This window comes from Bacillus sp. 5RYD7K (genome assembly GCF_059831465.1).
The window spans coordinates 752,501-771,996 of record NZ_CP191200.1 but is presented as its reverse complement, the minus strand read 5'-3'; the positions used below and the strand labels follow the sequence as shown (position 1 = coordinate 771,996).

Annotated in this window: 18 protein-coding genes and 2 rRNA genes (1 of these 20 cut by a window edge); all 20 read left to right on the top strand. The window is 46.9% G+C overall.

Going from position 1 to position 19,496, the window contains the following annotated elements; genetic code table 11:
* Positions 1-45 precede the first annotated feature (45 nt).
* Positions 46-783, top strand: coding sequence for a vWA domain-containing protein (locus ACQE26_RS03880; RefSeq protein ID WP_438421067.1), 738 nt, complete (start codon positions 46-48; stop codon positions 781-783).
* On the top strand, positions 749-1,750 hold the full coding sequence (gene prkT / locus ACQE26_RS03875) for a serine/threonine protein kinase PrkT (protein ID WP_060963763.1): 1,002 nt from the start codon (positions 749-751) through the stop codon (positions 1,748-1,750). The genes ACQE26_RS03880 and prkT overlap by 35 nt, the downstream gene beginning before the upstream one ends.
* Before the next feature lie 104 nt (positions 1,751-1,854).
* Positions 1,855-3,273: a tRNA lysidine(34) synthetase TilS gene (gene tilS / locus ACQE26_RS03870; RefSeq protein ID WP_438421069.1), complete on the top strand. Its 1,419-nt coding sequence runs from the start codon at positions 1,855-1,857 to the stop codon at positions 3,271-3,273.
* Complete coding sequence (hpt, locus tag ACQE26_RS03865) at positions 3,270-3,809, top strand: hypoxanthine phosphoribosyltransferase (protein ID WP_004264611.1); 540 nt, start codon at positions 3,270-3,272, stop codon at positions 3,807-3,809. Before tilS ends, hpt begins: the two co-directional genes overlap by 4 nt.
* 97 nt (positions 3,810-3,906) lie before the next feature.
* Entirely contained in the window at positions 3,907-5,826 is a 1,920-nt protein-coding gene (gene ftsH, locus ACQE26_RS03860) for an ATP-dependent zinc metalloprotease FtsH (protein ID WP_004264608.1), read from the top strand.
* 148 nt (positions 5,827-5,974) lie between these two features.
* On the top strand, positions 5,975-6,751 hold the full coding sequence (locus tag ACQE26_RS03855) for a type III pantothenate kinase (protein WP_016936538.1): 777 nt from the start codon (positions 5,975-5,977) through the stop codon (positions 6,749-6,751).
* Positions 6,752-6,761: 10 nt separating this feature from the next.
* Positions 6,762-7,637, top strand: a complete 876-nt coding sequence (hslO, locus tag ACQE26_RS03850) for an Hsp33 family molecular chaperone HslO (RefSeq protein WP_500470705.1) — start codon at positions 6,762-6,764, stop codon at positions 7,635-7,637.
* A gap of 45 nt (positions 7,638-7,682) precedes the next feature.
* Positions 7,683-8,573 (top strand): peptidyl-prolyl cis-trans isomerase, encoded by an 891-nt coding sequence (locus ACQE26_RS03845; protein ID WP_500470704.1) that lies wholly within the window; start codon positions 7,683-7,685, stop codon positions 8,571-8,573.
* Between the two features lie 75 nt (positions 8,574-8,648).
* Positions 8,649-9,575 (top strand): cysteine synthase A, encoded by a 927-nt coding sequence (gene cysK / locus ACQE26_RS03840; RefSeq protein ID WP_004264603.1) that lies wholly within the window; start codon positions 8,649-8,651, stop codon positions 9,573-9,575.
* A gap of 166 nt (positions 9,576-9,741) precedes the next feature.
* A complete protein-coding gene (pabB, locus tag ACQE26_RS03835; protein ID WP_060963760.1) occupies positions 9,742-11,154 on the top strand; it encodes an aminodeoxychorismate synthase, component I in 1,413 nt (470 codons plus the stop codon).
* Positions 11,155-11,169: 15 nt separating this feature from the next.
* Positions 11,170-11,757, top strand: a complete 588-nt coding sequence (gene pabA / locus ACQE26_RS03830; RefSeq protein ID WP_500470702.1) for an aminodeoxychorismate/anthranilate synthase component II — start codon at positions 11,170-11,172, stop codon at positions 11,755-11,757.
* On the top strand, positions 11,754-12,638 hold the full coding sequence (pabC, locus tag ACQE26_RS03825) for an aminodeoxychorismate lyase (protein ID WP_500470701.1): 885 nt from the start codon (positions 11,754-11,756) through the stop codon (positions 12,636-12,638). The genes pabA and pabC overlap by 4 nt, the downstream gene beginning before the upstream one ends.
* Complete coding sequence (gene folP / locus ACQE26_RS03820) at positions 12,619-13,476, top strand: dihydropteroate synthase (protein ID WP_438421073.1); 858 nt, start codon at positions 12,619-12,621, stop codon at positions 13,474-13,476. Before pabC ends, folP begins: the two co-directional genes overlap by 20 nt.
* Positions 13,469-13,831, top strand: a complete 363-nt coding sequence (gene folB / locus ACQE26_RS03815; RefSeq protein WP_500470700.1) for a dihydroneopterin aldolase — start codon at positions 13,469-13,471, stop codon at positions 13,829-13,831. Before folP ends, folB begins: the two co-directional genes overlap by 8 nt.
* The gene (folK, locus tag ACQE26_RS03810; RefSeq protein WP_500470699.1) at positions 13,828-14,331 is read left to right on the top strand and encodes a 2-amino-4-hydroxy-6-hydroxymethyldihydropteridine diphosphokinase; all 504 of its coding nucleotides are present in this window, start codon (positions 13,828-13,830) and stop codon (positions 14,329-14,331) included. Before folB ends, folK begins: the two co-directional genes overlap by 4 nt.
* Positions 14,283-14,510, top strand: coding sequence for a helix-turn-helix domain-containing protein (locus ACQE26_RS03805; protein WP_016936547.1), 228 nt, complete (start codon positions 14,283-14,285; stop codon positions 14,508-14,510). The genes folK and ACQE26_RS03805 overlap by 49 nt, the downstream gene beginning before the upstream one ends.
* Positions 14,510-15,511 carry a tRNA dihydrouridine synthase DusB gene (gene dusB, locus ACQE26_RS03800; RefSeq protein WP_438421075.1) on the top strand — a complete coding sequence of 334 codons (1,002 nt, stop codon included), beginning with the start codon at positions 14,510-14,512 and terminating at the stop codon, positions 15,509-15,511. Before ACQE26_RS03805 ends, dusB begins: the two co-directional genes overlap by 1 nt.
* A 91-nt stretch (positions 15,512-15,602) precedes the next feature.
* Positions 15,603-17,102 (top strand): lysine--tRNA ligase, encoded by a 1,500-nt coding sequence (gene lysS / locus ACQE26_RS03795; protein ID WP_016936549.1) that lies wholly within the window; start codon positions 15,603-15,605, stop codon positions 17,100-17,102.
* A gap of 328 nt (positions 17,103-17,430) precedes the next feature.
* Positions 17,431-18,980 (top strand): 16S ribosomal RNA (locus ACQE26_RS03790).
* A 174-nt stretch (positions 18,981-19,154) separates the two neighbouring features.
* Positions 19,155-19,496: ribosomal RNA gene (locus ACQE26_RS03785) — 23S ribosomal RNA — on the top strand (it continues 2,587 nt past the right edge of the window).
* The 16S and 23S rRNA genes sit together here, the layout of an rRNA operon.

The following is a 19,496-nucleotide window of genomic DNA, read 5'->3' as shown; positions in this document are numbered from 1 at the left end:
CTTCTGGCGAAGATGGGACTAATCGTATCACCGGGAGGAATGAATGTGAATAAGGGACATTTAAATCAAGTTCTGCTGATTACAGATGGCTGCTCCAATCATGGTGAAGACCCGATTGCAATGGCGGCTTTCGCCAAGGAGCAGGGGATTACGGTGAATGTTATAGGAATTATGGAAGAAAACGCGATTGACCAAGAGGCAATGAAGGAAGTTGAAGGCATCGCCATGGCCGGAGGCGGCGTCCATCAAGTTGTGTATGCGTCTCAATTGTCTCAAACGGTTCAAATGGTGACAAAAAAAGCAATGACCCAGACACTTCAAGGTGTCGTTAATCAAGAGCTTAAACAAATTTTAGGGAGAAACGTTGAAATGGAAGAACTTTCTCCGGAAAAACGCGGCGAAGTGATGGAAGTGGTTGATGAACTCGGCGAAACGGTTCATCTGCAAGTGCTTGTGCTGGTTGATACGAGTGCGAGTATGGCGCCGAAACTGCCGACGGTGAAAGAAGCGCTGATTGATCTTTCCATCAGTTTAAATTCCCGAGCCGGTCACAATGAATTTGCCATGTGTATATTTCCCGGGAAAAGCCAGGAAGTTGAGCTTGTGTTGAATTGGACGCCGAAGCTTGAATCGCTTTCCGCTCTCTTTGCGAAGCTGTCAACCGGCGGTATCACCCCTACGGGTCCCGCTATCCGGGAAGCGGCGCAGCAGTTTGAAAGAATCCGCTCAAGAAGGAGCATGTTGGCAGATGATGAACGACGCTTTAACGAGTTTGGCATGTAGTCTGGCACCGGGAACGGAAATCCGGGGCAAGTGGAATGGCAAATCCTACAGATTGCTCAAGCAGCTTGGCAAAGGGGCTAACGGTATTGTATATCTGGCAGAAGCATCAGGCGGACATGTCGCTTTGAAAATAAGCAGCGACAGCATGTCTGTTACCTCTGAAGTGAATGTCTTAAAATCCTTTTCAAAGGCCCGGTCGCAAACGATGGGGCCTTCTTTTTTTGATGCGGATGATGCCTTTATACCGCAGCTGAATAAAAATGTCTCTTTTTACGTGATGGAGTACATAGAAGGGCCGCTTCTTCCGCAATATATCAGCAGTAAGGGAGCGGAGTGGATTCCGGTGCTGATGGTGCAGCTTCTTTCCAGTCTGTCTGTCCTTCATCAGCAAGGATGGGTCTTTGGCGACCTCAAGCCGGAAAACCTCATTGTAACCGGACCTCCGGCTGCCATTCGCTGCATTGATGTAGGGGGAACGACAAAACAGGGGCGCGCGATTAAAGAATATACGGAGTTTTACGACAGGGGCTATTGGGGGTATGGAACAAGAAAAGCGGAGCCATCCTATGACCTGTTTGCTGCAGCCATGATCATGATCCACTGTGTTCAGAAGAAAGAGTGCAAAAAGACAGGACAGCCGAAAGAACAGCTTCGTTCTATTATTGAAGGCCACCCGTTTTTGAATAAGTATAAGAAGGTTCTGTTTTCTGCTTTAAACGGGCAATATCCGTCTGCTGAAGCGATGAAACATGACATCCTGACGGCGGGACAGAGCACGGGCGGCAAAAGGAAAACCGCCGCCAGGCCTAAGCCGCAGCAGGCAAAACCGCGGCAGGGCACTGTTTCTCAGACGCGGTATAAACCAAAACAAAAGCCCGCAAAACACAATGGTTTGTTTGAAACAACACTTATTCTAATCAGCGTTCTCGCCCTTTATTTCGCTTACATCGTCTTTTTTCTCATCTAATGCCGGCCGGATGCCGATGTTCATGCTTCTTCTTTGCTTGGAGGGAATGAAAGTGATAGGATATGTATATCTTTAAAAAACCTGCTCATTGTGAGGGGGACATTGTGAAAAGCGTGGAAGATTTTTTCAAAACATATCATCTTCAGGCGGAGGGAGAAACGATTATTGCCGGAGTCTCCGGGGGCCCTGATTCAATGGCGCTTCTCAGCATGCTGAATAAGCACTTCGGGCATTCCTCCGTTATCATTGCGGCGCATGTCGACCATCAGTTCAGGGGATCTGAATCTGAAGAAGATATGAAGTTTGTGCAGTCATATTGCGAGGCGGAACACATCCTTTGCGAAGCGGTACAGATTGATGTTTCCGCATATGCAAGGAAGAATAAGCTGAACAAGCAGGCTGCCGCGCGTGATTGCAGATATCAGTTTTTTAAAGAGCTGATGGCAAAACACCAAGCAAAGTTTTTAGCGCTGGCTCATCATGGCGACGACCAAGTTGAGACAATGCTCATGAGGCTTGCGAAAGGTACGCTCGGGGCGGGGCTTGCGGGAATGCAGCCTGTCCGCGAATTTGCATCCGGCCTGCTGATCAGACCTTTCCTCTATACGGCAAAAGATGAAATTCTTGAATACTGCCGTCAAGAAGGGCTGTCCTACAGAACGGATGAGAGCAACACAAAAGACGATTATACAAGAAACAGATTCAGAAAGGCCGTGCTTCCTTTTTTAAAACAAGAATCACCTGACGTTCATAAAATGTTTCAAAAAGTGAGTGAAGCACTGACAGAAGACGAACAATACTTGCAGTCATTAACGAAAGAACGAATGAATAAGGTTATTACAAGCAAGTCTGACACATCAGTTGAAGTCAATTCCTCTCAATTGCTTGCCCTTCCGATACCTTTACAAAGAAGAGGAGTTCAACTAATATTAAACTATCTTTATGAAAACGTTCCATCGTCGTTTTCCGCCCGCCATATCCAGCAGTTTCTTGAATGGGCAGAAAACGGAAGCGCTTCAGGAGTGCTTGATTTTCCAAAAGGGCTGAAGGTGGTCAAATCATATCAGACATGTTTGTTTACATTTGAACAATGGCAGTGTGAAAAGATTCCCTTTGAGCTGCAGCTGCAAGGAGCGGAAGGCGAGATTGCTGTTCTGCCCAACGGCTTTATGATAGAGGTGGCCGATCAGGCCGACCCTCATATCAAAAATGGGAATGCTGTTTTTATAACAAGCAGAAATAAGGTGCAATTTCCTTTAACAATCCGGACGAGAAAAATCGGCGACCGGATCAAACTTAAAGGGATGAATGGCTCGAAAAAGGTAAAAGATATATTTATTGATCATAAACTGCCTCTGCGTGATCGGGACGAATGGCCGATTGTAACGGATGCAAGCGGTGAAATTATCTGGCTGCCTGGCTTGAAAAAATCCATCTTTGACAATCTTGTGATTTCAAACAGTGACCGCATTGTATTACAATATAGACAGCATGAAAAGTGTAGGGGGCAAGCATTAACATGAAACAAGATATCGAAAAAGTGCTGATTTCAGAAGATGAGATCCAGCAGAAAGTAAAACAGCTTGGAGAACAATTAACAAGCGAGTACAGCGACACGTTTCCGTTGGCAATCGGTGTGTTAAAGGGAGCGCTCCCTTTTATGGCTGATCTTATAAAGCATATTGATACATATTTGGAAATGGACTTCATGGATGTATCAAGCTACGGAAATTCCACGGTTTCTTCCGGAGAAGTCAAAATCATCAAAGATTTGGATACATCTGTAGAAGGCCGGGACATCTTAATCATTGAAGATATTATCGACAGTGGGTTAACCTTGAGCTATCTCGTAGAACTCTTCCGATATCGTAAAGCGAAATCAATTAAGATTGTTACCCTGTTGGATAAACCAAGCGGAAGAAAAGCGGACATTAAAGCAGACTTCGTAGGCTTTGAAGTTCCTGACGCGTTTGTTGTGGGTTACGGACTTGATTATGCCGAACGCTATCGCAATCTGCCTTACATCGGAGTGTTGAAACCGGCGATTTATGAAAGCTGATCGGCTGCCTGCTTCCGAGATGGTTATCGGTTGTATTGGAATGATTTTCTATGGTACTATTGAACATAGTTGTGCTTACTGTGGGAGGAGGTAAGGAATGAATCGGGTCTTCCGTAATACCATTTTTTATTTACTTATTTTATTAGTAGTAATCGGGGTTGTGAGTTACTTCCAGACTTCAAACCCGAAAACAGAAAATATGTCGTACAGTACGTTTATCAAGAATCTCGATGAAGGGAAAGTTGATAGCGTATCGGTTCAGCCTGTCAGAGGTGTTTATGAGGTAAAAGGACAGCTGAAAAAATACGACAAAGACCAGTACTTTTTAACACATGTTCCTGAAGGAAAAGGAGCAGACCAGATATTTGACGCAATTAAAAAGACGGACGTAAAAGTTGATCCCGCACAGGAAACAAGCGGGTGGGTGACGTTCTTAACGACGATCATTCCGTTTGTCATCATCTTTATTCTGTTTTTCTTCCTGCTCAACCAGGCTCAGGGCGGCGGAAGCCGTGTCATGAATTTCGGAAAGAGCAAAGCGAAGCTGTATACGGAAGAAAAGAAACGCGTGAAGTTTAAAGATGTAGCCGGCGCGGATGAGGAGAAGCAGGAGCTTGTTGAGGTTGTTGAGTTTCTGAAAGATCCCCGCAAATTCGCCGAGCTTGGCGCCAGAATTCCTAAAGGCGTGCTGCTGGTCGGACCTCCGGGAACCGGTAAGACATTGCTTGCGAGAGCCTCAGCCGGTGAAGCTGGCGTTCCTTTCTTCAGCATCAGCGGATCTGACTTCGTTGAAATGTTTGTCGGTGTCGGTGCTTCCCGTGTGCGTGATTTATTCGAAAATGCGAAAAAGAATGCGCCTTGCCTGATCTTCATTGATGAGATCGACGCGGTAGGACGTCAGCGCGGCGCCGGTCTTGGCGGCGGGCATGATGAACGCGAACAGACGCTGAACCAGCTGCTTGTTGAGATGGACGGTTTCAGTGCGAATGAAGGAATCATTATTATCGCTGCGACAAACCGTGCGGACATTCTTGACCCTGCATTGCTCCGTCCGGGACGTTTTGACCGTCAGATTACGGTAGACCGTCCGGATGTCATCGGCCGTGAAGCCGTATTGCAGGTCCATGCGAGAAACAAACCGCTTGATGAGACGGTGAACTTAAAAGCAATCGCTTCAAGAACACCTGGTTTCTCAGGCGCAGATTTAGAAAACCTTCTTAACGAAGCGGCACTCGTTGCTGCCCGTCAAAACAAGAAGAAAATTGATATGCGCGACATTGATGAAGCAACGGACCGTGTCATTGCGGGTCCTGCGAAGAAGAGCCGCGTCATCTCGAAAAAAGAACGCAATATCGTGGCGTACCACGAAGGCGGTCACACCGTTATCGGACTTGTGCTGGATGAAGCCGATATGGTTCATAAAGTAACGATCGTTCCGAGGGGGCAGGCAGGCGGATACGCGGTCATGCTTCCGAGAGAAGACCGTTACTTCCAGACAAAACCTGAGCTTCTCGACAAAATTGTCGGTCTTCTGGGCGGACGCGTTGCCGAGGAAATTATTTTCGGCGAAGTCAGCACCGGGGCTCACAATGACTTCCAGCGGGCAACGAACATTGCCAGAAGAATGGTGACGGAGTTCGGTATGTCAGAAAAACTCGGACCGCTCCAGTTCGGTCAATCTCAAGGCGGTCAAGTATTCCTGGGCCGGGATTTCAACAACGAGCAAAACTACAGTGATCAGATCGCTTACGAAATCGATCAGGAAATTCAGCGCATCATTAAAGAATGTTATGAGCGTGCGAAAACCATCCTGACTGAAAATCGCGATAAGCTTGAATTGATTGCTCAGACATTGCTAGATGTGGAAACATTAGATGCGGAACAAATCAAGCATCTCGTGGATCATGGAAAACTCCCAGAGCGCAATTTCTCAGATGACCATCTTCAAAAGGACGATGTGAAAGTAAACATTCTGTCTAAAACAGAAGACGAAAAGAAAGACGAACCGAAAGAATAGTTCGCTTTCCGATATGAAAACCGCCGGCATATACCGGCGGTTTTTTTACTGGTTCCGTTTTGTTTACAAAAGAGCCGCAGATCGTGTATGGTATTGTAGAATGTTGAAAAAGTTATGATTAGAAACTATTCAAAAGTGGTGATAGAGGTTGTTACTGGTTATAGATGTGGGGAACACCAACACCGTGATTGGTGTATATCATGATGGTGAATTAGAATATCATTGGCGTGTAGAAACGAGCAGACACAAAACAGAAGATGAATTCGGCATGCTGCTCCGCTCCTTATTTGAACATTCCGGACTCATGTTTGAACAGATCGAAGGAATTATCATCTCATCCGTGGTGCCGCCGATTATGTTCTCTTTAGAAAGAATGTGCACAAAATACTTTCACATCGAGCCGCAGGTTGTCGGCCCGGGGATGAAAACCGGTTTAAATATAAAATATGACAATCCGAAAGAAGTGGGAGCAGACAGGATTGTCAATGCCGTTGCGGCGATTCATCAGTATGGCGGCCCCTTAATTGTCGTTGACTTCGGAACGGCGACGACGTATTGCTACATTGATGAAAACAAACAATATATGGGCGGCGCGATAGCTCCCGGCATTACGATTTCAACGGAAGCGCTGTACTCGCGCGCGGCCAAGCTTCCGAGAATTGAAATCGCCCGACCGGACAATATCATCGGCAAAAACACGGTAAGCGCCATGCAGTCCGGCATCCTTTTCGGCTATGTCGGACAAGTTGAAGGCATTGTCAAGCGGATGAAATGGCAGGCGAAACAAGAACCGAAAGTCATTGCGACAGGCGGTCTTGCCTCATTAATCGCAAATGAATCAGACTGTATTGATGTTGTTGACCCGTTTCTTACTTTAAAAGGGCTGGAAATCATTTATGAGCGAAATCGCGTGGGTCACGTATAGGAGGTAAACGATGGATTATTTAATTAAAGCAATTGCATATGACGGTAAAGTTCGGGCTTATGCAGCAAGAACGACTGATATGGTAAATGAAGCGCAAAGAAGGCATGACACATGGCCGACGGCATCAGCCGCAATCGGCCGGACGATGACAGCGTCTCTGATGCTCGGAGCGATGATGAAGGGTGAAGATAAGCTGACCGTCAAAATAGAAGGCGGCGGGCCGATCGGTGCCATCATCGCAGATGCGAATGCAAAGGGCGAAGTCAGAGCATACGTATCAAATCCGCACGTTCACTTTGACCTCAATGAACAGGGGAAACTGGATGTGAGACGGGCGGTAGGAACGGACGGAACACTTAGTGTCGTAAAAGATTTAGGCTTGCGTGATTATTTTACGGGACAAGTAGAAATTGTCTCAGGTGAACTTGGTGACGACTTCACATACTACCTTGTTTCTTCTGAACAAGTCCCTTCATCTGTCGGTGTAGGAGTGCTTGTGAACCCTGATAACACGATTCTCGCTTCCGGCGGGTTCATTATTCAGCTTCTTCCGGGGACTGATGAGGAAACCATTTCAACAATTGAAAAGCGATTATCTCAAATCGAACCGATTTCAAAATTGATTCAAAAAGGCCTGACACCGGAAGAAATTTTAGAAGAAGTACTGGGCCAGAAACCGGACGTACTTGAGAATATGCCGGTCAAATTTCACTGTTCTTGTTCTAAAGATCGTTTCGAAGCAGCCATTTTAGGACTAGGCAAAAAAGAAATACAAGATATGATAGAAGAAGACGGAAAAGCCGAAGCGGTTTGCCATTTTTGTAATGAGAAATATTTATTTACAAAAGAAGAACTGGAAGAGCTTCGTGACGAAACAACCCGCTAGCTCTTTAGCGGGTTGTTCTATTTTAAAAAAGGGATGGGGTAGATTTTGAAACCGAGAACACTTTTGACGATTATTGTAGCGGCGCTGTTAGTATGCAGCGCGGCAGTCGCGTATAAGTTAACAAAATCCCAAGCTGCAGGGTCATCTGAAGAATCCATCGCGACAATCGGTGATAAACATATCACGCGGCAGGACTGGATGAAAAAGATGGAAGACCAGTACGGAAAATCGACCTTGGAAGATATGATTAATACACAAGTAGTGGAAGAGCTTGCGAAAAAGAATAAACTCACAGTTTCAAACAGCGAATTGGAACGTGAATTTCTTTTAATCAAAGCGGTGAATAATTCATTTTATGAAGACGATCATATTACGGAAAAAGAATGGAAAGACCAGATCCGCTACAACATTCTTCTTGAGGAACTTCTGACGAAGGACATCGATATATCGGATAAGGAAATGCAATCATTTTATAATAAAAATAAAGAACTGTATCAATTCGATGATTCCTACAGAATCCGGCACATCGTCGTCAAAAGCAAAGAAGAAGCGGACAGGGTGCTTGCTGATTTGAAAGGCGGTTCCAGCTTTGAAGCCGTCGCCGCAGAGCGTTCCACTGACAGATACACGTCTCAGTATGGCGGAGACCTCGGATTTGTGACAGAAAACCAGGAGAATATCCCGCAGGCATATATCACAGAAGCCAAAAATCTCAAAGAAAATGAATGGTCCGCTGAACCGATTAAAGTTTCTTCAGGATACGCCGTCATTCAACTGAAAGAAAAGCTTAAAGCGAGAACTTTCTCATATAATGAAGTGAAGAGCCAAATCAGACGCCAGATCGCGATGGATCAATTAGGTGATAAGGCGACAGTCAAAACGCTGTGGAAAGAGGCGGGAGTCTCTTGGTTCTACGGGGAAAAAAGAACTAAATGATTGACAAAAAATTTTGAAATTGATAACTTATATTTATAATACCAATAAATTTAGTCGGAAATTGAGGTGTCCAACATGGTGCGTATTGCAAATTCTATTACTGAACTAATCGGAAATACTCCTATTGTGAAATTGAATCGCCTGACGGATGAAAACAGCGCAGATGTATATCTGAAGCTTGAATACATGAATCCGGGCAGCAGCGTAAAAGACCGTATCGGAGCAGCGATGATTGAAGCGGCTGAAAAAGAAGGCAAATTAAAAGCCGGCGACACAATCATTGAACCGACAAGCGGAAATACAGGAATCGGTCTTGCGATGGTGGCAGCGGCAAAAGGCCTCAGAGCCATTCTCGTTATGCCTGATACGATGAGCATGGAGCGACGCAATCTGCTGCGCGCTTACGGAGCAGAGCTTGTGCTGACTCCCGGCGCAGAAGGAATGAAGGGCGCCATTAAAAAGGCGGAAGAGCTTGCAGAGGAACACGGTTATTTTGTGCCTCAGCAATTCAACAATGCGGCAAACCCGGAAATTCACCGCCAAACGACTGGGAAAGAAATTGTAGAACAGTTTGGAGACGACCAGCTCGACGCATTCGTGGCCGGTATCGGTACGGGCGGAACCATCACGGGAGCGGGTGAAGTGCTGAAAGAAGCATACCCATCCATCAAAATCTATGCGGTAGAGCCGGCGGATTCTCCAGTTCTTTCTGGCGGAAAACCGGGTCCGCATAAAATCCAGGGTATCGGAGCGGGTTTTGTCCCTGAAACATTGAATACAGACATCTATGATCAGATCATTCCCGTCAAAAATGAGGATGCATTTGAATATGCCCGTAAAACGGCAAAAGAAGAAGGGATTCTCGGCGGTATTTCTTCCGGAGCGGCCATTTACGCGGCGCTGGAAATCGCGAAAAAACTGGGGAAAGGCAAGAAAGTGCTTGCGATCATCCCTAGTAATGGGGAACGTTACTTAAGCACACCGCTTTATCAGTTTGAATAGAGACATACACACGGCTCCCGGCTGTATCCGGGAGTTTTTTTGTGCCTGAAGCATCGAAAATCCAAAAAACGTTTCGAATTTTATGGTTGGAAGAGAAATTCACTTTTTTCACCAGTATGATTGCTTTAAAATAAAACTACAGAAAACGAAGCAGAGGATTGATAAGATGGCACAACGCAGACCGGCAGGAAGAAAGATACCTTTTACGAAGCAAGCATTTTTACAGCAATATGAGAACCTTTCGAAATCGAGAAAACGGCATGTTCTGCTCGAAAGCGCGAGAGGGGGAAGATTCAGTATAGCCGGTCTAGATCCGATTGCGTCCGTCAGAGGGAAAGACGGAATCACAACGATCAAGCATGAAGGGGAAACGCTGTTTAAAGAAGGTGACCCGCTGCGGGCCTTTCATGATTGGTTTGAGACGCTTGGGACGGAAACAAACGATGAGTTCCCGGATTTTCAAGGCGGCGCGATTGGATTTATCAGTTACGACTACGCCCGATACATTGAGAATTTTAAAATGCTGTCTTTAGATGATTTGGAAACACCTGATATATACTTTCTCATTTTTGATGATGTGGCCGTTTACGACCATGAGGCTGAGGCGTTATGGCTCATTACCCATACCGAAGCGGAAGAAGCCGGGCTTGCGGAAGAAAAGCTGTCCGGTTTAGAGGATATGTGGCGCTCCCGTCAAACAGGGGACGAGCCTTTTTCTCCGCTGAACCGGGAAGGAGACGGATCGTATGTCGCTCCGTTCACTGAAGAAGGATTTTCACAGGCCGTAGAACAAATTAAGCAATATATCGCGAGCGGCGATGTGTTTCAGGTTAATCTGTCCATCAGGCAATCCCAATCCTTATCCGTTCACCCGTATGAGGTGTATAAACATTTGAGAAACGTCAACCCGTCTCCTTACATGGCTTATCTTGAGACACCGGGTTTTCAAGTGATATGCGGATCGCCGGAGCTATTGGTGACAAAAAAGGGGAAGAAGCTTGAAACAAGACCGATCGCGGGTACGCGTTCAAGAGGAAAAGACGATGCAGAAGACAAGGCGCTGGCTGATGAATTAATTCACAACGAGAAAGAACGTGCGGAACACGTCATGCTTGTTGATCTGGAGCGCAATGATCTCGGCCGCGTATCGCGCTACGGCTCCGTGCGGGTTAACGAGTTTATGGCGATCGAAAAATATTCGCACGTCATGCATATCGTGTCAAATGTACAGGGGGAGCTGCAGGACGGATATGACGCGACAGACATTATTCATGCGGTTTTCCCGGGTGGCACTATCACCGGAGCACCCAAAGTGAGAACGATGGAAATTATAGAAGAGCTTGAGCCGACAAGGCGGGGGCTTTATACTGGATCTATAGGCTGGTTCGGATTCAACGGAGATTTGCAATTTAACATTGTGATCCGGACGATCTATGCAGCCGGCGGACATGCTTTTATGCAGTCCGGAGCAGGAGTGGTCATTGACTCGGTTCCGAAGCACGAATACAAGGAATCGTTCAAAAAAGCTTTTGCAATGAAAAAGGCATTAGAGCTGAGCGAAGAAGAGACAAAAAATTAGATGAGGTGAGCAGAGATGATTTTAATGATTGACAATTATGATTCATTTACGTACAACTTGGTTCAATATTTGGGTGAGCTGGGGGAGGAACTGATCGTCAGACGGAATGACGGGATTACGATTGAAGAGATAGAAGAGCTGGCGCCGGATTTCTTGATGATTTCACCTGGGCCGTGCAGTCCGGATGAAGCGGGGATCAGCCTCGAGGCCATCAAACATTTTGCCGGCAGCATTCCTATTTTCGGCGTATGTCTCGGACATCAATCGATCGCACAAGTGTTCGGCGGAGACGTCGTCAGAGCGGAGCGGCTCATGCATGGCAAAACGTCAGACATTATGCATGACGGACAGACGATTTTTAAAGGCCTGCAAAATCCGCTGGCCGCAACCCGGTACCACTCGCTTATTGTTAAAGCGGACACATTGCCGGACTGCTTTACGGTATCCGCTCAAACCAAAGAAGGAGAAATTATGGCAATCCGCCATAATGAGCTGCCTGTTGAAGGTGTTCAGTTCCATCCGGAATCCATCATGACCTCCTTCGGCAAAGAGATGCTCAGAAACTTTATTGAGACACACCGCAAGAAGGAAGTGACGGTGTGATTATATATTTGAATGGTCAATATATAGAGGAGAAAGAAGCGGCGCTTTCTCCTTTTGACCATGGTTATCTGTACGGAATCGGCGCGTTTGAGACGTTCAGACTTTACAACGGCCGGCCGTTTTTGCCGGATGTGCATGTCGCCAGGCTCAACAGGGCGCTTCGGGATTTGCAGATTGCGTACGAGGTGAATAAACAGGAGCTGCTTGATATGCTTGCAAGCCTGTTGCGCCTCAATGACATCAAGGACGGCAGCGCGCGTGTCCGGCTTAACGTCTCGGCAGGCGTCAGTGATAAAGGATTTACCGCCCAGACTTATGACAAGCCGACCGTCCTTTGTTTCGTCAGCCGGCTTAATCCGGAAGCTTTGCCTCTTGAAAAAGAAGGCAAACTTCTCTCTGTCCGGAGAAACACGCCTGAAGGATCTTTTCGGTTAAAATCCCATCACTATTTAAACAATATGTATGCTAAACAAGAAATCGGCAATGATCCGAATCTTGAAGGGATTTTTCTCACCCGAGAAGGAGATGTCGCGGAAGGCATTGTCTCCAATGTGTTTTGGCGAAAAGGAGACAAGGTCTTTACGCCATCCTTGGATACAGGCATTCTCGACGGCGTAACGAGGCAGTTTGTCATTGATGAATTGAAACGGCAGGGGACAGAGGTTGCCGAAGGCCGGTTCTGTTTTCAATCAATGCTTGAAGCGGATGAAGCGTGGATGACAAACTCCGTGCTTGAAATTATCCCGTTTTCTAAAATAGAGGAAGTGCCGCTGCCCGGAGTGAGCGGAAAAACGGTGCAATTGCTCCGCAAGCAGTATCAGCAGGAAATAAACAAAATGAATGGAAAGGAGGAGGAACAAAATGGCGCAGCAAACGATTGAACAGCCTAAACTGATTCATACAAAAAAAGGCGCTTTATCCTATAAAGAGAAGACACTCGTTATGGGAATTTTAAATGTAACGCCAGACTCCTTCTCTGACGGCGGAAAATACGACAGTACGGAAAGAGCGCTTCTGCATGCGGCGAAGATGGCTGAAGAAGGGGCGCATATCATAGATATCGGCGGCGAATCGACAAGGCCCGGCGCATCACTCGTGTCGGCTGATGAAGAACTGTCGCGTGTAATTCCCGCCATAGAACGGATCACAAGCGAACTGGACGTTCCGATTTCAATTGATACGTACAAAGCGTCCGTGGCTGACGAAGCGGTGAAAGCGGGCGCCTCTATCATCAATGATATCTGGGGGGCGAAAGGCGACCCTGACATGGCGCCGGTAGCAGCTAAACACGGAGTTCCGATTATCTTAATGCATAATCGAAAAGAAAGAAATTATAACGATCTTATTCCTGATATGCTTGCAGATTTAATGGAAAGCGTAAAAATTGCCGCGGATGCCGGCGTTTCAGATGAAAATATGATTCTGGATCCGGGGATCGGCTTTGCGAAAAACTATGAGGACAATCTGGCTGTCATGAACAAGCTGGAAGTGTTCAGCGGGTTAGGTTATCCGCTGCTACTGGCGACATCAAGAAAAAGATTCATCGGCCATGTGCTTGATCTCCCTCCTGAGGAACGTGCCGAGGGGACAGGGGCGACAGTATGCCTTGGCGTCCAGAAAGGCTGCGACATTGTGAGGGTGCATGATGTCAAAGGGATCGCAAGAATGACTAAGATGATGGATGCTATGTTGAACAAGGGAGGCGCGCATTATGGATAAAGTATATGTAGAAGGTATGGAGTTTTACGGATATCACGGTGTGTTCGAAGAAGAAAACAAACTCGGCCAGCGTTTCAAAGTAGACCTGACTGCCGAACTGGACTTGAGCAAAGCGGGACAAATGGATGACCTTTCTTACACTATTAACTATGCGGAGCTGTACAGCGTCTGCCGCGGCATCGTTGAGGGCGAGCCCGTCAATTTGGTCGAGACGCTTGCGGAGCGGATCGCGGACACCGTTCTTAAGAAATTTGAGCCGGTGCAGCAATGTACGGTAAAGGTTGTTAAGCCTGATCCGCCGATTCCCGGCCATTATAAATCAGTAGCCATAGAAATGACGAGAAAGAAATCATGAACAACACGGCATATATCGGTCTCGGTTCCAACATGGGCGACCGTGAACGTTACTTGCGGCGGGCAGTGGCCATGCTCAGCCGGCATGATGACGTGACGGTGTCAAAGGTATCCTCCATATATGAGACAGATCCCGTGGGTTATGAAGATCAAGATCAGTTTCTCAATATGGCCGTTGAAGTGAAGACGTCATTAACTCCTTTCGAACTTCTTGACGTGACGCAGAGCATTGAAGCTGAATTAGGCAGAACGAGAGAAATCCGCTGGGGGCCGCGAACGGCAGACCTTGACATTTTGCTGTATAATCGTGAAAATATTGAAACAGAGCGGCTGATTGTTCCGCATCCGAGAATGTACGAGCGCTTATTTGTCCTTGCGCCGTTAAAAGAAATTTGTCCGCAGGCGGATCATATCACGATCAGCGATGAAACAAACCAAGAAGGTGTAAGCGTATGGAAGCAGAAATCTGGGGTAGACGAATTCGTGCATTCAGAAAGCTGAAGGGGTATACTCAAGAAGGGTTTGCAAAAGCGATAGGTATTTCAGTTTCCATTCTCGGCGAGATTGAACGCGGAAACCGTTTGCCGTCAGCTTCGATCATTCGTGACGCTGCTGATGCTTTAAATATAAGCGCGGAGGAATTGGCTCCGCCTGAAAATGCAGGAAAGGAGGACGAATAGTGTTTAAAATCGGTGATATTGAATTAAAAAACAGAGTGGTTCTTGCTCCGATGGCCGGAGTCTGTAACGCCGCATTCCGTCTTACCGTTAAAGAATTCGGAGCGGGACTCGTATGTGCGGAAATGGTCAGTGACAAAGCCATTCTGTACAACAACGCGAAAACAATGGGAATGCTCTACATCGAGGAGAGAGAAAAACCTCTCAGCCTGCAGATTTTCGGAGGGAAGAAAGAAACCCTTGTAGAAGCGGCTAAGTTTGTCGATCAAAATACGACGGCAGATATTATTGATATTAACATGGGATGCCCTGTGCCGAAGATTACAAAATGCGACGCGGGAGCAAAATGGCTTCTCGATCCGAATAAAATTTATGAAATGGTATCCGCAGTAGTAGATGCTGTTGATAAGCCCGTCACGGTGAAGATGAGAATGGGCTGGGATGAAGATCACATTTATGCCGTGAAAAACGCCCAGGCTGTTGAACGCGCCGGCGGAAAAGCTGTTGCGATGCACGGACGCACAAGAGTGCAAATGTATGAAGGCACTGCGAACTGGGATATCATTAAAGAAGTAAAGCAATCCGTCTCTATTCCTGTCATCGGAAACGGCGATGTCAAAACGCCTCAGGACGCGAAACGCATGCTCGAGGAAACCGGTGTTGACGGAGTCATGATCGGCCGTGCCGCACTCGGCAACCCGTGGATGATTTACCGTACAGTTCAGTACCTTGAAACCGGTGAGTTAAAAGACGAACCAAAAGTCCGTGAAAAAATGTCAGTATGCAAACTGCACCTTGACCGCCTCATTGACTTAAAAGGTGAAAAGGTAGCGGTAAGAGAAATGAGAAAGCACGCTGCATGGTATTTGAAAGGCGTAAAAGGCAATGCGAATGTTCGCAATGAAATCAATCAATGTGAGACAAGAGAAGAGTTTGTACAGCTTTTAGATGCATTTACGGTTGAAGTTGAGACGAAAGAGCTTCAAAACGCAAAAGTAGGATAATACTCACCTCTATTTGCTGCTCACTGCTAGTTTTGTGCTGGCAGTTTTTCTGCTTTTTTCATGAAACAATATCTGTAATGGAGTGATAACAATGAGTCAAGAAGAGCAAAATCATGAGGAATTGAACGACCAGCTGCAAGTCAGACGCGATAAAATGAACCAGCTGAGAGAAAACGGCATTGATCCTTTCGGCGAACGCTTCGAGAGAACACATCAATCTCAGCAGATCATTGACGCCTACCAAGAGCTTTCTAAAGAAGAACTGGAAGAAAAAGCGATTGAAGTTACCATTGCAGGCCGTATGATGACAAAGCGCGGAAAAGGAAAAGCCGGCTTTGCCCACCTGCAGGACTTAGAGGGTCAAATTCAAATTTACGTAAGAAAAGACAGTGTCGGCGAAGAACAATATGAAATCTTTAAATCCTCAGACCTCGGAGACGTTATCGGCATCACCGGGAAAGTTTTCAAAACAAACGTAGGTGAGCTGTCTGTCAAAGCGACATCTTTTGAATTGCTGACAAAAGCACTGCGTCCTCTTCCTGATAAATATCATGGATTAAAAGATGTTGAACAGCGTTACCGTCAGCGCTATCTTGACCTGATCGTAAACCCTGACAGCAAACAAACATTTATCACACGCAGCAAAATCATCCAAGCGATGAGAAGATACTTAGATGACCATGGATACTTAGAAGTCGAAACACCTACAATGCACAGCATACCGGGTGGAGCGTCTGCGCGCCCGTTCATCACGCATCATAATGCGCTGGATATGCCTCTTTATATGCGTATTGCGATTGAGCTTCATCTGAAACGCCTGATTGTCGGCGGGCTGGAAAAAGTCTACGAAATCGGACGCGTGTTCCGTAATGAAGGTGTTTCTACACGCCACAACCCTGAATTCACGATGATCGAACTGTATGAAGCGTACGCCGATTATAAGGACATTATGAGCCTGACGGAAAACCTCGTTGCACATATTGCGCAGGAAGTGCTGGGAAGCACCACGATCCAGTACGGTGAAGAGCAGATTGATCTGAAACCTGAATGGAAACGACTCCATATGGTAGATGCGGTCAAAGAAGCTACAGGCGTAGATTTCTGGAATGAGATGACTGTTGAAGAAGCGCGCGGCCATGCAAAAGAACATGGTATCGAGATCACAAACTCAATGACGGTGGGCCATATCATTAATGAATTCTTCGAACAAAAAATTGAAGAAACACTTATTCAGCCGACATTTATTTACGGCCACCCTGTAGAGATTTCTCCTCTTGCTAAGAAAAATCCTGAGGATCCGCGCTTTACAGACCGTTTTGAGCTGTTTATCGTCGGCCGTGAGCACGCTAATGCATTTACGGAGCTGAATGACCCTATCGACCAAAGAGAACGCTTTGAAGCACAATTAAAAGAAAGAGAAGAAGGAAACGATGAAGCGCATATGATGGATGAAGACTTCGTTGAAGCTCTTGAGTACGGCATGCCGCCGACCGGAGGATTAGGTATCGGCATCGACCGCCTTGTCATGCTGTTAACAAATGCTCCGTCTATCAGAGACGTTTTATTATTCCCTCAAATGAGACATCGCTAATAGAAGGGAAGGCGCCGTTTCTGCATATCGCAGTACGGCGCTTTTTTAGAAACAAGCCGTCCATAAAGCTTTTTTGATTTTCTTTTAAAAAACTATTGCACTATTATTTGTGAGGTGGTATATTATTATTCGTTGCCGCTAAACAAGGCGCTGACGAAAAAAAGAAATTTAAAAAGTTATTGACTTCAAGAGATTGATAAGATATAATAATAAAGTCGCTTGAACGAAAGACAAAATGATCTTTGAAAACTAAACAAGACAAAACGTACCTGTTAATTCAAAGTTTTAAATAAATCGCACAGCGATGTGCGTAGTCAGTCAAACTACTTTATCGGAGAGTTTGATCCTGGCTCAGGACGAACGCTGGCGGCGTGCCTAATACATGCAAGTCGAGCGGACAGATGGGAGCTTGCTCCCTGATGTTAGCGGCGGACGGGTGAGTAACACGTGGGTAACCTGCCTGTAAGACTGGGATAACTCCGGGAAACCGGGGCTAATACCGGATGGTTGTTTGAACCGCATGGTTCAGACATAAAAGGTGGCTTCGGCTACCACTTACAGATGGACCCGCGGCGCATTAGCTAGTTGGTGAGGTAACGGCTCACCAAGGCGACGATGCGTAGCCGACCTGAGAGGGTGATCGGCCACACTGGGACTGAGACACGGCCCAGACTCCTACGGGAGGCAGCAGTAGGGAATCTTCCGCAATGGACGAAAGTCTGACGGAGCAACGCCGCGTGAGTGATGAAGGTTTTCGGATCGTAAAGCTCTGTTGTTAGGGAAGAACAAGTGCCGTTCAAATAGGGCGGCACCTTGACGGTACCTAACCAGAAAGCCACGGCTAACTACGTGCCAGCAGCCGCGGTAATACGTAGGTGGCAAGCGTTGTCCGGAATTATTGGGCGTAAAGGGCTCGCAGGCGGTTTCTTAAGTCTGATGTGAAAGCCCCCGGCTCAACCGGGGAGGGTCATTGGAAACTGGGGAACTTGAGTGCAGAAGAGGAGAGTGGAATTCCACGTGTAGCGGTGAAATGCGTAGAGATGTGGAGGAACACCAGTGGCGAAGGCGACTCTCTGGTCTGTAACTGACGCTGAGGAGCGAAAGCGTGGGGAGCGAACAGGATTAGATACCCTGGTAGTCCACGCCGTAAACGATGAGTGCTAAGTGTTAGGGGGTTTCCGCCCCTTAGTGCTGCAGCTAACGCATTAAGCACTCCGCCTGGGGAGTACGGTCGCAAGACTGAAACTCAAAGGAATTGACGGGGGCCCGCACAAGCGGTGGAGCATGTGGTTTAATTCGAAGCAACGCGAAGAACCTTACCAGGTCTTGACATCCTCTGACAATCCTAGAGATAGGACGTCCCCTTCGGGGGCAGAGTGACAGGTGGTGCATGGTTGTCGTCAGCTCGTGTCGTGAGATGTTGGGTTAAGTCCCGCAACGAGCGCAACCCTTGATCTTAGTTGCCAGCATTCAGTTGGGCACTCTAAGGTGACTGCCGGTGACAAACCGGAGGAAGGTGGGGATGACGTCAAATCATCATGCCCCTTATGACCTGGGCTACACACGTGCTACAATGGACAGAACAAAGGGCAGCGAAACCGCGAGGTTAAGCCAATCCCACAAATCTGTTCTCAGTTCGGATCGCAGTCTGCAACTCGACTGCGTGAAGCTGGAATCGCTAGTAATCGCGGATCAGCATGCCGCGGTGAATACGTTCCCGGGCCTTGTACACACCGCCCGTCACACCACGAGAGTTTGTAACACCCGAAGTCGGTGAGGTAACCTTTATGGAGCCAGCCGCCGAAGGTGGGACAGATGATTGGGGTGAAGTCGTAACAAGGTAGCCGTATCGGAAGGTGCGGCTGGATCACCTCCTTTCTAAGGATTTTAACGGAATATAAGACCTTGGGTCTTATAAACAGAACGTTCCCTGTCTTGTTTAGTTTTGAAGGATCATTCGATTCTTCGAGATAATGTTCTTTGAAAACTAGATAACAGAAGTAATTCACATTCAATTGTAATGCAAGAAATCACGTAGTGATTCTTTTTAACGGTTAAGTTAGAAAGGGCGCACGGTGGATGCCTTGGCACTAGGAGCCGATGAAGGACGGGACGAACACCGATATGCTTCGGGGAGCTGTAAGCAAGCTTTGATCCGGAGATTTCCGAATGGGGAAACCCACCACTCGTAATGGAGTGGTATCCATATCTGAATACATAGGATATGAGAAGGCAGACCCGGGGAACTGAAACATCTAAGTACCCGGAGGAAGAGAAAGCAAATGCGATTCCCTGAGTAGCGGCGAGCGAAACGGGATCAGCCCAAACCAAGAGGCTTGCCTCTTGGGGTTGTAGGACACTCTGTACGGAGTTACAAAGGAACGAGGTAGATGA

Coding starts and splice junctions, on each gene's coding strand:
- prkT (WP_060963763.1), top strand. CDS start 749: ATGATGAACGACGCTTTAACGAGTTTGGCATGTAGTCTGGCACCGGGA.
- hpt (WP_004264611.1), top strand. CDS start 3,270: ATGAAACAAGATATCGAAAAAGTGCTGATTTCAGAAGATGAGATCCAG.
- ftsH (WP_004264608.1), top strand. CDS start 3,907: ATGAATCGGGTCTTCCGTAATACCATTTTTTATTTACTTATTTTATTA.
- hslO (WP_500470705.1), top strand. CDS start 6,762: ATGGATTATTTAATTAAAGCAATTGCATATGACGGTAAAGTTCGGGCT.
- cysK (WP_004264603.1), top strand. CDS start 8,649: ATGGTGCGTATTGCAAATTCTATTACTGAACTAATCGGAAATACTCCT.
- pabB (WP_060963760.1), top strand. CDS start 9,742: ATGGCACAACGCAGACCGGCAGGAAGAAAGATACCTTTTACGAAGCAA.
- pabA (WP_500470702.1), top strand. CDS start 11,170: ATGATTTTAATGATTGACAATTATGATTCATTTACGTACAACTTGGTT.
- folP (WP_438421073.1), top strand. CDS start 12,619: ATGGCGCAGCAAACGATTGAACAGCCTAAACTGATTCATACAAAAAAA.
- folB (WP_500470700.1), top strand. CDS start 13,469: ATGGATAAAGTATATGTAGAAGGTATGGAGTTTTACGGATATCACGGT.
- folK (WP_500470699.1), top strand. CDS start 13,828: ATGAACAACACGGCATATATCGGTCTCGGTTCCAACATGGGCGACCGT.
- ACQE26_RS03805 (WP_016936547.1), top strand. CDS start 14,283: ATGGAAGCAGAAATCTGGGGTAGACGAATTCGTGCATTCAGAAAGCTG.
- lysS (WP_016936549.1), top strand. CDS start 15,603: ATGAGTCAAGAAGAGCAAAATCATGAGGAATTGAACGACCAGCTGCAA.